At 59.3% G+C, this 13,671-nt stretch carries 12 protein-coding genes; 9 read left to right on the top strand and 3 right to left on the bottom strand.

What is annotated here, in order from left to right:
- The first annotated feature begins 273 nt into the window (after positions 1-273).
- A complete protein-coding gene (locus CCGE531_RS34410) occupies positions 274-423 on the top strand; it encodes a hypothetical protein (protein ID WP_162944008.1) in 150 nt (49 codons plus the stop codon).
- 79 nt (positions 424-502) lie between these two features.
- On the opposite strand, the gene CCGE531_RS25920 is transcribed toward CCGE531_RS34410, so the two are convergent.
- Together CCGE531_RS25920 and CCGE531_RS25915 are read right to left on the bottom strand one after the other, a co-directional pair.
- The gene (locus CCGE531_RS25920) at positions 503-2,386 is read right to left on the bottom strand and encodes an MFS transporter (RefSeq protein ID WP_120669068.1); all 1,884 of its coding nucleotides are present in this window, start codon (positions 2,384-2,386) and stop codon (positions 503-505) included.
- A 381-nt stretch (positions 2,387-2,767) separates the two neighbouring features.
- Positions 2,768-3,967 (bottom strand): MFS transporter, encoded by a 1,200-nt coding sequence (locus CCGE531_RS25915; RefSeq protein WP_120669451.1) that lies wholly within the window; start codon positions 3,965-3,967, stop codon positions 2,768-2,770.
- A gap of 357 nt (positions 3,968-4,324) precedes the next feature.
- Between CCGE531_RS25915 and CCGE531_RS25910 the strand changes: the two genes are divergently transcribed.
- The 7 genes from CCGE531_RS25910 to CCGE531_RS25885 all read left to right on the top strand — a co-directional run bounded on the left by CCGE531_RS25910 (position 4,325) and on the right by CCGE531_RS25885 (position 10,265).
- Positions 4,325-5,884, top strand: coding sequence for a radical SAM protein (locus CCGE531_RS25910; RefSeq protein ID WP_120669066.1), 1,560 nt, complete (start codon positions 4,325-4,327; stop codon positions 5,882-5,884).
- 457 nt (positions 5,885-6,341) lie between these two features.
- Positions 6,342-6,584 carry a DUF1127 domain-containing protein gene (locus tag CCGE531_RS25905; RefSeq protein ID WP_120669065.1) on the top strand — a complete coding sequence of 81 codons (243 nt, stop codon included), beginning with the start codon at positions 6,342-6,344 and terminating at the stop codon, positions 6,582-6,584.
- Between the two features lie 185 nt (positions 6,585-6,769).
- A complete protein-coding gene (locus CCGE531_RS35245) occupies positions 6,770-6,904 on the top strand; it encodes a hypothetical protein (RefSeq protein ID WP_281024461.1) in 135 nt (44 codons plus the stop codon).
- 33 nt (positions 6,905-6,937) lie between these two features.
- On the top strand, positions 6,938-7,612 hold the full coding sequence (locus CCGE531_RS25900) for a response regulator transcription factor (protein WP_120669063.1): 675 nt from the start codon (positions 6,938-6,940) through the stop codon (positions 7,610-7,612).
- Positions 7,609-8,967, top strand: coding sequence for a HAMP domain-containing sensor histidine kinase (locus CCGE531_RS25895; protein WP_120669062.1), 1,359 nt, complete (start codon positions 7,609-7,611; stop codon positions 8,965-8,967). The genes CCGE531_RS25900 and CCGE531_RS25895 overlap by 4 nt, the downstream gene beginning before the upstream one ends.
- A 138-nt stretch (positions 8,968-9,105) precedes the next feature.
- Positions 9,106-9,648, top strand: a complete 543-nt coding sequence (locus CCGE531_RS25890) for a methyltransferase domain-containing protein (RefSeq protein WP_245459304.1) — start codon at positions 9,106-9,108, stop codon at positions 9,646-9,648.
- Entirely contained in the window at positions 9,645-10,265 is a 621-nt protein-coding gene (locus CCGE531_RS25885; RefSeq protein WP_120669058.1) for a DedA family protein, read from the top strand. Before CCGE531_RS25890 ends, CCGE531_RS25885 begins: the two co-directional genes overlap by 4 nt.
- Positions 10,266-10,287: 22 nt before the next feature.
- On the opposite strand, the gene CCGE531_RS25880 is transcribed toward CCGE531_RS25885, so the two are convergent.
- A complete protein-coding gene (locus CCGE531_RS25880; protein WP_245459303.1) occupies positions 10,288-11,133 on the bottom strand; it encodes a class I SAM-dependent methyltransferase in 846 nt (281 codons plus the stop codon).
- Positions 11,134-11,575: 442 nt separating this feature from the next.
- On the opposite strand from CCGE531_RS25880, the gene CCGE531_RS25875 reads away from it, so the two are divergent.
- Positions 11,576-13,516 carry a bifunctional diguanylate cyclase/phosphodiesterase gene (locus tag CCGE531_RS25875; protein WP_245459301.1) on the top strand — a complete coding sequence of 647 codons (1,941 nt, stop codon included), beginning with the start codon at positions 11,576-11,578 and terminating at the stop codon, positions 13,514-13,516.
- Positions 13,517-13,671 lie beyond the last annotated feature (155 nt).

Raw genomic sequence — 13,671 nt, 5'->3', positions numbered from 1 at the left:
GCCTTGCTTTGTTGATTTATTCTATAGAATAAATTTTCATTCGATTTTGGCTTGGCTTTACCGGTGATCTCCGTTGGCTGGCGATGAGATCAATCAGACAATATACGCCCTGCAGTGCGTGAGTTTAATTTGTCCGAAATGCCAAGAGAGCCGAAAAACTCTTCCTTTAGTCTACTAATTTTATAGACAACATAAAGGGCTCAGATATCGCGGATTTCCGCAATCGTGACGGCATTCGCTTCGCCCATTCGGATATATGCGCCAGGAGCCTTTATGGACAAAGTTCTTTACCTTGCTTCCCTTGCAACTCAACCGCGCCTCACCGCAAGCCGACGCATCTGGTCGATCCTGCAACATTTGCTGGCCGGCCTCATGGTGCTCTTTTCCTTCTTGTTATTGCTGCACGCGCTTTGCGGGGCCTGAACGCGCGTCAATCAAGTCCTCTAAGGCAAGCGAAGAAAAGCCCGGCCTGCGACATAGCGCAGGCCGGGCTTCCCAGCGGTTACTTGATGGCGTTGAGATCGACGCCCTTGGTTTCGCGAACGAAGATAAGGCCGATGACGAGCGTCATCGCAGCGATCGCGATTGGATACCAGAGGCCGTAGTAGATATCGCCCGTGGCGGCACTCATGGCGAAGACCGTTGCCGGTAGCAGGCCGCCGAACCAGCCGTTGCCGATATGATAGGGCAGCGACATGCCGGTATAGCGGATGCGGGTCGGGAACATCTCCACCAGGATGGCGGCAATCGGGCCATAGACCATCGTCACGTAGATGACGAGGATCGTCAGTATGAGGATGGTCAAAGGCCAATTGATTGCCGGGGGATCGGCAACCATCTTGAAGGCGCCGCCCTTGGCGACGGTATAGACCGGCATCTCGGTTGCGCCGCCAGCCTGATCCGCCGTCAGCAATTTCGCCTTCACGAGATCGGCAACGGGCGTCACCGTCTTGTCGCCCGCGCGCACGGTTGCGGCATTCAGCCCGAGTTCCGGGTTGGCGGCGATGAAGGCGTCGAGCTTGGCGTCGGGAACCTTGGCGGGATCGCGGGCGAGCGGGAAGCCTGCCTTTTGCAAAGCAAGGTTCATGTCATGCGTGAAGACGGCGCTCTTGGCCGCCGCACCTGCAGCCGCCGCCGTGGCGTCATAGGACGTCACCGTTGCGTCGCCGACCTTGACGGTTGCCGGCTGGCCGGCCGGTCCTTCGGCAACCGTATAGGGAACGGATGACTTCGACAGGAACGACGTCGCGATATCGCATGAATTGTTGAATTTCGCCGTTCCCACGGGATTGAACTGGAATGTGCAATCGCCGGGAGCTGCCGTCACCGTGGCGCGGATGGTCTGCTCCGCCTGGGCGAGTGCCGGATTTGCCGCATGGGTCAACGCCTTGAACAGCGGGAAATAGGTCAGGATCGCCAGAACGAGACCTGCCATGATGATCGGCTTGCGGCCGATCTTGTCGGAGAGCCAGCCGAAGAACACGAAAAAGCCGCTGCCGATCAGGAGCGCGATCGCGATCATGATGTTGACCGACTGGCCGTCGACCTTCAGCACGTTCTGCAGGAAGAACAGCGAGTAGAACTGGCCGGCATACCAGACGACCGCCTGACCGGCGGTGAGGCCGAGCAGGGCGATAAGGGCGATCTTTGCATTCTTCCATTGGCCGAAGGCCTCGGAGAGCGGCGCCTTGGAGCCCTTGCCTTCTTCTTTCATCTTCTTGAAGGCCGGCGATTCACTGAGCGACAGCCGGATCCAGACGGAGATAGCAAGCAGAAGGCAGGACAGCAGGAAGGGAATGCGCCAGCCCCAGGCGGCAAAGGCTTCCTTGCCCAGGGCGTTCTGCACGATCAGGATGACGATCAGCGACAGGAACAGGCCGAGCGTTGCCGTCGTCTGGATCCAGGACGTATAGTAGCCACGCTTGTTGTCAGGCGCATGCTCGGCGACATAGGTGGCCGCACCACCATATTCGCCGCCAAGCGCCAGGCCCTGCAGCAGGCGCAGGATGATCAGGATCACGGGGGCGGCGATACCCCAGCTGGCCGCACCCGGGAGAACGCCGACCAGAAAGGTCGAGAGACCCATGATCAGGATGGTGACGAGGAAGGTATATTTGCGTCCCACGAGGTCGCCGATCCGTCCGAAGACCAGGGCGCCGAATGGCCGGACGAGAAAGCCCGCGGCGAAGGCCAGCAGGGCAAAGAGATTGCGGGTCGCCTCCGGATAGTCGCTAAAGAAGGCCGCACCGATGAAAGCGGCCAGCGACCCATAGAGATAGAAGTCGTACCATTCGAACACTGTGCCGAGCGAAGAGGCGAAGATGACCTTCTTCTCTTCCCGGGTCATGCCTCGACCGTTCGTCTCGGCCATGGACGTGGTTGCCATGAATCATTCCTCCCAATTGCACCAGGGACATGGTCAAAAGACCGGTGTCTTGTCCCCCATGATGACATTCCGCAGGACTTTCCTGCCGATGGGCGCGGAAAGTCGCGCCAGTGGATGCTCTCCCGATTTCCTCCTCCGGGAGATCACGCACCTGATGCATCTGCGAGTGTTGGCTAAAAATTGAAAATTGCAATGCCTGCAACCGCTGCCGCTTATGGAAAACTGTGCGTAAAGCATCAAGAAATACGAATATATCGGGTCCGTCGCTATCGCGGCGGACCCGTGTCCGGAGGCCGGCGTCGGGAAGGTTGACGTCAGCCGCGTTGATTATGCCGTACGTGCCGGAGGTCGCGGGCATGTATCCGCACTGCTTGGCCTATCTCATGCCGGCTGCAGCTGCAGGCGCCGCATCGGCGGAAAGGCAAGGGCGATGCCGGCTGCCCCCAGCCCGACCATGGACGAGCCGATGAACAGCCACGAGTAATTGGCGAAACTATCGAATATCCAGCCGCCGATCAGTGGCCCGGCCGCCATGCCGATGCTTGAGAGCATCGATACCGCGCCGAAGACGGTGCCGATGACGCGCGGCCCGAAATATTCGCGCGCAAGCACCGCATAAAGCGGCATGACGCCGCCATAGGCACTGCCGAAGACGACCGCCAGGGCATAGAACTCGCCGAGTTCGCTGACCAGCAGATAGGTCGCAAGCGCTGCCGCCTGTACCAGCAGGCCGGCGACCAGCACAGGTTTGACGCCGAGCCTGTCGGCGAGCGTGCCGTAGAGCAGGCGGCCTCCGAGGCCGGCAAGTCCCTCGACGCTGTAGATGCTGACCGCAGCCATCGGGCCTACGCCGCAGATCGTGGCATAGCTGACCATATGGAAGATCGGTCCGGAATGGGCCGCGCAGCAGGCAAAGAAGGTGGCGCCAAGGACGAGGAATTGCGGCGAGCGGAAGATCCGGCCGAGCGGCAGGCCCTTCTCCTGCGCCTGCCCACCCGAGCTGGACGTCTCTGCCAGAACGGGCGCCCGCCGCACCAGCAGTGCCGCCGGGATAAGAAGGACCCACGCTATTATGCCGATGACAAGCATGGCGAAGCGCCAGTCATAAGCTGAAATGAGGTAGCGGGCGAAAGGCGATACGGTCATCGGCGCGACACCCATGCCGGCCGACACCAGCGACACCGCCAGGCCTCTACCCTTGTCGAACCATGCGGTTGTCGCCGCGATCATCGGCGCGAAAAAGGCGCTGGCCGCAAGGCCGACGAGAATGCCGTAGGTCAATTGGAATTGCAGAAGCGAGCCGGCCCGGCTCGCCAGGACCAGTGCGAGCCCGAGCAGCAGCGCCCCGATCGTGACCACGATACGGATACCGAAACGGTCGCTTGCGGCGCCCCAGGCGAAGGCGCCCAAACCCATCGTCAGGAAATTCAGCGTCATGGCGGCCGCGATGCCGGCATGCGACCAGCCCGTGTCGGCGGCAATGGGCACCTGAAAGATCGCCAAGGAAAACATCGCGCCGAGCGCCACACAGGTCATCAGCGCACCGGCACCGACAATCACCCAACGATAGGACGAATTCATTTCGCAGCTCCTTTCAGCCAGCTTGATCAGCGCGGGGAAAGACCAGGAATTCGTCTCACGCGGCGCCTGCAATAAAGACGATCGCCTCCCGTCGATTTCGACATCGCTGTCGGAAAAATTTTCATTCATGCGCCTGAAGAATTTTCCGGGGCTTCGGCGAGATCGGGAACGTGCGCGAGTTCGACCTCCCGCTCACAGGCCGGGCGAAATTTAATGTTGAGCTCATATACGGCTGCTAAGACAGCCGCCTCAATGCCAAGCTTCGCAGCCGAATGGCGGGCGATGACGGCTGCGAACGGGATACAAGCTTAGCGCAATACCGAACCAGATCTGCAAAGTCGTGGAGCGGCATATTCAATGGCTCATATCGTCATCATCAATCCGCGCTTCGAAACCTCCTACTGGGGCATGGAACACGCGCTGCCGCTGTTCGATGTGAAGGCCAATCTTCCGGTCGCCTGTCTGCCCTTGCTTGCGGCGCTGACGCCGGCCGAACATACCATCACGCTGGTGGATGAGAATATCGAGCCGATAGACTACGGCCTGTGCGAGAAGGCCGATATCGTTGCGCTGACGGGGATGATCGTCCAGCGCTTCCGAATGACGGAAATCCTGACCGAGCTCAAACGACGTAATTGCTTCACCGTCGTCGGCGGACCTTGGGTTACGGTCAAGGAGGACTATTTCGGCAATCTCGTCGATGTTTCCTTTATCGGCGAGGCGGAAGAAACCTGGCCGAAATTCCTGCTCGAATGGCAGCAGGGCAACCATGGGCGGCGCTACGAGCAGTCCGACAAGACGGATATGAGCAAGGTGCCGGTGCCGCGCTTCGACCTCCTGAAGATGGATGAATATGCGGTCGGCAGCATCCAGTTCTCGCGCGGCTGTCCCTTCACTTGCGATTTCTGCGACATCATCGTGGTTTTCGGCCGCAAGCCGCGCATCAAGGCCAGCGCGCAGGTCATCGCCGAGATGGAGGCCTTGCTGGCCGCCGGAATGGACACGGCCTTCATCGTCGACGACAATCTGATCGGCAACAAGAAGGCGATCAAGGAAGTCTTGCGCGATGTCGTCGCCTGGCAGGAGCGGCATCATTATCCGATGACGTTTCTGACGGAAGCGTCGATCGATCTGGCTGATGATGCGGAGCTGATGCAGCTGATGGTCGACGCCAATATCCGCGTCGTCTTCATCGGCATCGAGACGCCGAACGAGGCGGCGCTGCGCGAAACCAAGAAGCTGCAGAATCTGCGCAAGGGCGGCACGATGCTGGAAAAGATCCACACGATCCAGCAGACGGGCATGGAAGTCTGGTGCGGCATGATCCTCGGCTTCGACAGCGACGATGCGACCATCTTCGAGGCGCAGCGTGTCTTCATCAAGGATGCGCGCATCGTCAATGCCATGATCGGCATGCTGGCGGCGATCCCTAAGACGCCGCTCTACACGCGTCTCGCCAAGGAAGGGAGGCTCGATCATGATGATCCGCCCGCCTTCGGCACCAACGTCATTCCCCTTAATCTTTCGCGCGAAACGTTGCGGGATGGATATCTTGCCGTCCTCAGCGATCTGCATCAGCCGGCGGCTTATTTCGACCGGCTGGATGCACTTTACATCGATGCTCGCATCGAACCGGAAAGCACCCGCTTACGCCATCTTCGTCGTCATCCCCTGCGTCTCCTGGCTCTCAACGCAACATGGGCGCTGGAGGCGGTCGGAATTTTCGTTCGCTTGATGGGTCGCGTGAAGGAGGCGGATCTGCGCGCCGTCTATCGCCGGCGGCTTCTCAACCTCTTGCGGCACCGCCGCTCCCCGGTCGTCCTGCAAATCTATGCGATTAAGTGCGCTATGCACTATCATGCCCACATCATGGTTCAACAGATGCGCACCGGCGGCGGCATCGTCAATTCGTTCTAGCGGCGCTTTGGCGCAGAGCTTCGTTGCAAACGAAAGTTTTTGCTGACCTATTCTCCCCCCGTGTCTCCGCACTTTACACCGAAATAGCTGTTGCGTCCGCGCAACACCACGCTCAGGATTCCTGCAATTCGAAATTGTGGGGTTGCCGATCCCTAGATCTCGCGTATTATATGCTCATCCGCAAATCAGACAGAGGAGGCGTGACATGCATCATACACAAATGTTTACATACGTCTCCGGCGGAATGCTCGTTATTGGTTCGGTATGCATCATGCCAGCCACGCGACGAGCTTTTATTTAAAGCTAATAAAGCTTTATCTCCGGCCGTTTAGGCACTTTTCCAATAACCACACTATGACTTGCCGAGGGAAAGAATCCGCGCACGCTTTGCGCGCTTGCTCCTGAAGCCGGTCAAGCTTCAAGAGGACCTGGCTGCGTAATTGCGCCAGGAAGGACAATGACGCATTCACAATTTTTAGTTGCTGAAGGTTTGACGGCAACGGTCGACGAACTGTGCCAGAAATTCGGTGTCTGGAGGACCGCACGCGCTCTGCTGCTCGTCATCTGGAGGCAGCGGCAAACGCGCGCGCAGGTATCCGAACTTTCGAATCATCAGCTTCGTGACATTGGTCTGCCGGAACGGGAGGACACACGGAGCCTTCTCAATCCCCTGGCCCTGCACCTGCGCCGCTTCGGTTAGGTTGGAACGGATGGGCACGAGCGCTGCATCCTATTCCGCCGATCGAAACGGGCTCGGAAAGATCCTTGGCCGACAGCATCCGAGGTATAAAAAGCATGATCGGCGGCGCAGACCAGAATGGTTCCGTGCGCCGCCGGTTACCAATAAAATGGTTTCACCGCCATTAGCGCGGGGGAGGGCAACAGATGTTCTCCCCTGCCGTAGCGTGGACGATGATCGTTGACCACATCGTTCTGCTCGATGGCTGGCGGAGTGCGGTCTCTGCAGCCGTAACGCTGACGCATAAGATTGTCGCCGCAATGTTCTCGCAATCCGCCTAATACAATACAGTTGTTCGATGAGAGAGGTGGCCATTGCGGATTTTGTTGCTTGAGGACGAGCCGGAAATGGCGTCTGCGCTGAGCGCCGCCTTGCAAGCTCGCGACGCCATCGTCGATCACGTATCGATGCTGGCCGACGCCGAGGAGGCCGCGAGAAGTCTCTCCTACGATGTTATCCTTCTCGACCGCCAGGTTCCGGACGGAGACGGGCTTTCGATCGTTCCGAGGCTGCGCGCGGCCGGGGTTGGAACACCGGTGATCGTGTTGACCGCGCGCGGCGAACTCGACGACCGCATCGATGGTCTTGATACTGGCGCCGACGACTATCTCGTCAAGCCTTTTGCCATGGAGGAGCTGCTGGCGCGATTGCGTGCCATCATGCGCCGCCCGGGTGATGTGCGAAGCGAGGTGGTGAGCTTCGGCAAGCTATCTTATGATTTCGGCTGCCATGATGTGCTGATCGATGGCGAACGGCTCGAACTGCCGCGCCGGGAGCTGCTTGTCTTCGAAGCGCTTGCGCGCCGCATTGGGCGCACCGTGCCGCGCCACGCACTGGAAGAGGCTGTTTATGGCTTCGCGGACGATATCCAGTCCAACACGCTGGACGCACATGTCTCCCGTTTGCGCCGCAAGCTCGCATCCATGGAATCCGGCCTGGAAATTCATCCGGTTCGCGGCATCGGCTATCTCATGCGAAGGACGTCATGAGCGCCAGCCAGCCTTCCTTGCGATGGCGCCTCGTTTTGCGCCTGTCCGCCTTGCAGGCGATTTTTCTGACTGTTCTCGCGGTTCTTATCGTTGCCGCCCTCTGGATGACCGGCAGCTTCATCTCCCTCCAGCCGGAAGACGAAACCATCGACGCCATCGCGCGGTCGATCGCCCGGCATCGGAATGGCACGCTGATGCTGAAGGAGACGCCGGCGCTTGCAGCACGGCACACCGAGTTGCCGGGTCTCTGGTTCGTCGTGCGGGATCGCGGCGGTGCCATGATAGCCTATGGCAGCGTTCCGCCGGCCTATGCGAATATCGGCGGTTCGCTTGATGGCATCGGGCAGGCCCGCTTCGGCAGCAATCTCGGCGGAAGCGCCGTGCCCGCCGCGCGGCTGCAATGGGTAGGATCTCCGGCCGGCGAAGTGCAGGTGCTCACGGGCGTCGATGGCAGCGTATCGACTGTTCGGATCGTCATGGCCATGGGCATCGTGTTCTTCAGCGCCCTTCTGCCGCTTCTCATCGTAACGGCGATCGCAACGTTCGTTGCGGCGCCGTTGGTCGTCCGTCGCGCCTTTTCCTCGCTCGATTCAGCCGTTGCCCGCGCTGGGCAGATCGACATCAATCGTCAGGGCACTAGGCTGCCGGTGGATGACGTTCCGCGAGAGATCCTGCCGCTTGTCGAAGCCGTCAACGACGCATTCGGCCGGTTGGACGAAGGTTATGAGCGACAGAAGCGTCTTTTCGCTCATCTTGCCCATGAGTGGCGGACCCCTGTCGCGATCTTGCAGACGCGTCTTGATGGGTTGCCGCCTGGCCCGTTAAAGGAGCGGATCTTCGAGGATACGGTGCGCCTTGCGACCTTGGCCGAGCAGTTTCTCGATCTTCAGCGCCTCAATCACCGTTTCGAGCCGGCTGCGATCAATCTTGTCGAAGTCGCGCAGCATGTGGTTTCCGAGCTGGCGCCGCTCGCCATTGCCGCCAACTACGAGCCATGTTTCATCAAGGATGAGGACGTGGTTGAAATTCTCGGCGATCGGGCAGCGCTTGAGCGAGCCGTTGCCAATCTCGTGCAGAATGCGATCCAGCACGGCGGCCGCGGCGGCCGGATAACAGTCCATGTCGGTCGTGCGACCGGCATTACCGTCGCCGATGAAGGCCGCGGCATTCCCCCGGGGGAGCGAAACCGCATCTTCGAGCCGTTTTATCGTCTCCAGGGACACGGCAAGGGGTTCGGCCTTGGGCTCAACCTCGTCCAGGAAATTGCCAGACTTCATGGCGGACGGGTTGCCCTCCTGGAGGGACCGACCGGCGGCGCGGCTTTCCGGCTGAGCTTCCCTGCAACAGATAGGTGATGTCGCGCACCTTCCGGTGCAATGTTCCCGCAATCGGTTCCACCTAGGAAAGGCCTGCCGCGCAGGCGAATCTCTCTTAGGCGGGAACACATGTCGAACACGTCGCTATTTCTGCGAACTCTGCTAACCAATCCACGAATGGTTGGTGCGATAGTTCCTTCCAGCACGATACTGGCCAATCTCATCACCAGCGAAGTTGATCCCTCGGCTGGACCCGTTCTGGAGCTTGGCCCCGGAACGGGGGTCTTCACGGAAGCCCTGCTTGCACGCGGCGTCTGCGAAAGGGATCTGACGCTGGTGGAGTATGCCGATAATTTCGCCAGCATGCTTCGGCGGCGGTTTCCCACCGCTCGCGTTGTCTGCGCCGATGCGGCTCGGCTGGGCGTTGACGATTTGCCGGAAGGCGTGCTGTTCGGCTCTGCGATCAGCGGGCTGCCGTTGTTGAACATGTCGCCGAAGGCAGCCATCGCCATTCTGACCGGTGTCTCGTCGAGGCTGCGCGAAGGCGGCGCACTCTACCAGTTCACATATGGCGTTCGCTGTCCCGTGCCGTATCGGCTGCTCGACCGGTTCGGCTTCAAGGCAACGCTGCATGGCCAGGTGCTGCGCAACTTTCCGCCCGCCAGGGTCTACAAGATCGTCCGGCGCAAGCCGCTTCCTCGTGCGGTGGCCGGCAGATGAACGATCCGTCCGATCTATTGGGTATCGTGCCGGATCTGGCCTCATGGGGATTGCTTGGCCTTGTGCTGTGTTCGACGGTCGAGAAACTTCTACCCATTATACCTTCCATCGGCATGTTCATCATGCTTGGCATGTTGAGCGTTACCAACTCCAGCGATCTGCCCGCCGCAATTGCCATCACGGCTGCAGGTTCAACGGCAGGCTCGTTGTTCTGGTATGGAATGGGTCGATGGTTGGGGGCTGCACGTGGAGATGTCTTCGTGATGAAGATGAGCAGGCATCTGGATATCAAGGACGAGTGGTATTGGCGACTGAAGAGTCATTGCCGCCGTCATCGGGTATGGGTGGCGTTTGTCGGTCAGCTCATTCCGGTGATCAGGGCCTATATGGCATTTCCCGCAGGCGTGCTTGCCATACCGGCACCCGGCTTTGCCATCGCGACATTCTTCGGCGCAGTCGTTTGGAACGCGCCGTTTCTGGCGTCTGGTTATATGCTGCGCAAGCAGGTCTTCGCGCAAGACACGGCGACATCCGCCGCCTTCGCAGCCATCATGCTGGTCTATCTTCTGCTCTTTGCTTTATTCCGTCTTTGCCGGCCAAGCCGCAACGCGGCTTAGCCAATTGCATTGCTTTCGCGGGCTACACGGTCAGGACCGCATATATGACGCCGCCGTTTTCACCGCGCGTGACCGAAACATCCGTGACCGGATGCTTGACCTTGTCGATGATCGAGTGAACATCCTCGTCCGTTCGCCAGATCAACGGCCAATTCATGAAGGTTTCCATGTAGCCTTCGACGCCGATATCCTTTGCGAAATTTGCGAGAAGGAACTTGCCGCCTGGCTTTAGCATCTGCAGGCAGCGCTCCGTCAACCGGACGGCGACGCTTTCGGCAAGATAGTCGTAAAGACCGGCCGCATAGATGAAATCGAACGTGCCGAGCTTCTGCGCGCGCCCCAGGATGGTGCGAACGGAGCCGTTGATCGCTTCGACGCAGCTGCCGTGGAAGGCCGAGCTCACGGTCCCGACGCTGACGGGATCCTGATCGAGCGCGATCCAGCGCTTGAGCCTGCCGCTTTGCAGAGCCTGGGAACGCTCCGCTTCACGAAGGTGGCCAGCCGCAATCGCCAGGATTTCAGCCTTGTCGTTCTTCTCGGCCACCGTATCGACATGCGCCGCCAGAAGATCCCGCCTCTCCCGCACCGCGACGGCGGAGGCGGCACGCCGGGTGAAATCGTAAACTTCGGCGCCGAGCGCCGAGGCTTCTTCCACCTGTGCGGCAACAGATGGATGTTCATAAATGAAGTCAAGCAGGTAGGCATCGCCACTATAACCGCGCGGCTTTTCGAAGGACCATCGGGTCAAAGGGTCCTGAAGCAGGAAGGATGAAGCCGGATGCGTCTGCGCAATGGAGGCGAGATGCGTCCAGGTCAGGGGCGTCACCTTGTTCTTCAACACCTGCAGGCGCTCAGTCAAGGCTTTCATGATGCCTTGAACCGGCGCGCTCGCTTCAAATGCCTGCTGTGTCAATGAGAGAATAAGGGCGAGTTCGGCTTCGCCCTCTTTAATTTGTTCGGTTGTAAGATTGTTACCCGACGATCTCGCATGTTCGGAGATGGATTGCGCGGTAACGAGGCTATAGCCATCAAGAGCAGTTTGAAATTGTTTCAATTTTAAACGAGTCCGTGAACACTCCGCAAACCATATCTCAGATAAAAATTGAGCGCTATGGTTTTGTTAATGTCGCTGCGGCAACGCTGTCGTTATCAAACGGATCAAATTAGCCGCCTTGGTGAACCGAGTGATTTATTCAGTCGAGCGACGCAAAGGTAACGCGGTGGACATGAAGTCTCGGCTAACTTGGGTGATGATGAGTATGCGTCGATTGTCGGGAGAAAGCGGTCTTGGCTGGAGGGAGGCTCGCTTGATGAGTAATCCAGGCGAGCTTCGTGCGCTCTACAAGGACTACGGCAACGAGGCGCGTCGTGTCCTGGCTCGCAGCGGCCTGTGGCTTGCGGTGCCCGTTTATCTTCTTTTCCTGGTAACCGACCTGATATTCACTCCCGACGTCTCTCATGTGACGATTCCGGCGCGTTTTTTCATCGGCGGCGCCTCGCTCCTTATTCTGGAGATCCAGTTTGCGCGCCAGCGTCGCGCGGGAGAGCTTGAGGCTACATGCGCGGGCGCCGTGGTCTTCGGATATGTCGTGTGGCTGGTGCCGACGCTGCAGACCGTCAATGCGGAGGCCTTTTCCTATTATGCTGCCTTCGGCGCCATTTTCATGATGGGCGTCAACCTCTTCTTCAGTCTCGAATTCGCTCTGGCCGTCGCGTCATCGGGGCTGATCTTCGCGATCTTTCTGCTGTCGCTCGCGGAGTTTCACTACAGCCCGGCCTATTGCCTGGCCTTTACGACCTTTTACCTCTGCTGTTTCGTTTTCACCTCCTATGTGAACTGGAAATTGAACAAGGAACGCTTCAACGTCTTCCTCAATGCCAGAGAAGCCGAACTGCAGCAGCGCCAGGCGACGGAACGCGGGGAGGCACTTCTGCGCCTGTCCATCACGGATCCCCTTACCGGAATGGAAAACCGGCGGGCAGCAGATATAAGGCTGAAGCAGTTCTGGGAGCGCTGGCACGAGGATGGCGTGGCATTTGCGGTCCTGTTGGTCGACGTCGATTTCTTCAAAAAATACAATGACTATTACGGGCACCAGGAAGGCGACCATTGCCTCATCACCGTCGCCAATGCCCTGTCGGATATTGTGGCCCCCCTGGGTGCGACAGTCGGACGATATGGCGGCGAAGAGTTCATCGTCATACTCGATCTGGAGCGCGGATCGGACGCGCTGGCCCTGGCGGAAGCCATTTGCCAGGGGATCGAGGCGCTCGATATCGTCCATGCCCAGCGGCTCGACGGCTTCCGGCATGTCACCGTCAGCGTCGGGGCGACCGTCACGAGAGACATGGCCGGCACGAAGCTGGAAAACGTCATCAATGAAGCCGACCGCGCCCTTTATTCCGCAAAGGCGAGCGGCCGCAACTGCGCCAGGATATTCGATCCGAACGAGCTTCCGGGTGGGGACGCGAGCGAGAACATCGCGGCCATATTGAAGATCGCCATCCAGCAGAATCTCGTCTCTCTGGTCTATCAGCCGATCCAATATCTCGAGACGGGAGAAATAGGCGCCTACGAAGCCCTGATGCGCCTGCAATTGCTCGATGGCTCGAGTTCTTCCCCCGCGATCTTTATTCCGATAGCGGAGCGAACGGGAGCCATCATCGAATTGGGCTACTGGGCGATCAGGCGGGCGTGCTGCGAGCTGCTATCCCGCGACGTCGTCGAGACGGTCAGCGTCAACGTTTCTCCGATCCAATTGCGTGCTCCAGGCTTTGCAGCGCAGGTGGCCGCCATCCTGGCCGAAACCGGCGTTTCCGGGCACAGGCTTGCGTTCGAGATCACCGAGGGCGTCGACATGGAAATACGCCCCGACGTGCTCGACAGCGTTCAGGATCTCAAGAGGCTCGGCATCAAATTCTGGCTGGACGATTTCGGCACGGGCTTTGCCGGTCTATCCTGGCTTCGCCTGATGGATTTCGAAACCGTGAAGATCGACAAATCGTTTCTTCACGACGCGGCAAATAGCGACGGTGCCAAGATCCTTCTGGAAGACATCATCGGCCTGGTGCGCAATCGCGGGCATCGCATCTTGGTCGAAGGGGTCGAGAACGAAGAGCAGCTCGATCTCGTCAAATCCTTTGGCATCGATGCCGTTCAGGGATACCATATCGGCCGGCCCGCGCCGCCGCTCAAGCATCCGATTGCGGTCAGGCATGCGGGACATCGGCGCTGGCAGGTATCGGCCTGAGCGCCGGAGCTGGTCTCAGCGTCACCGCAAAGGCCGCAGCGCGATGAGCGTCAACCTCTCCGAGATCTACCGAAACTATATCGTCTGCCTGAACCTGCAGGACTGGCCTTTCCTGGAGCTTGATGCCGAAAAGGGTACGCGGGTTTCGGACGACA

Source organism: Rhizobium sp. CCGE531, from assembly GCF_003627795.1.
Classification (GTDB): domain Bacteria; phylum Pseudomonadota; class Alphaproteobacteria; order Rhizobiales; family Rhizobiaceae; genus Rhizobium.
This window is presented reverse-complemented; position numbering and strand designations above follow the sequence as displayed.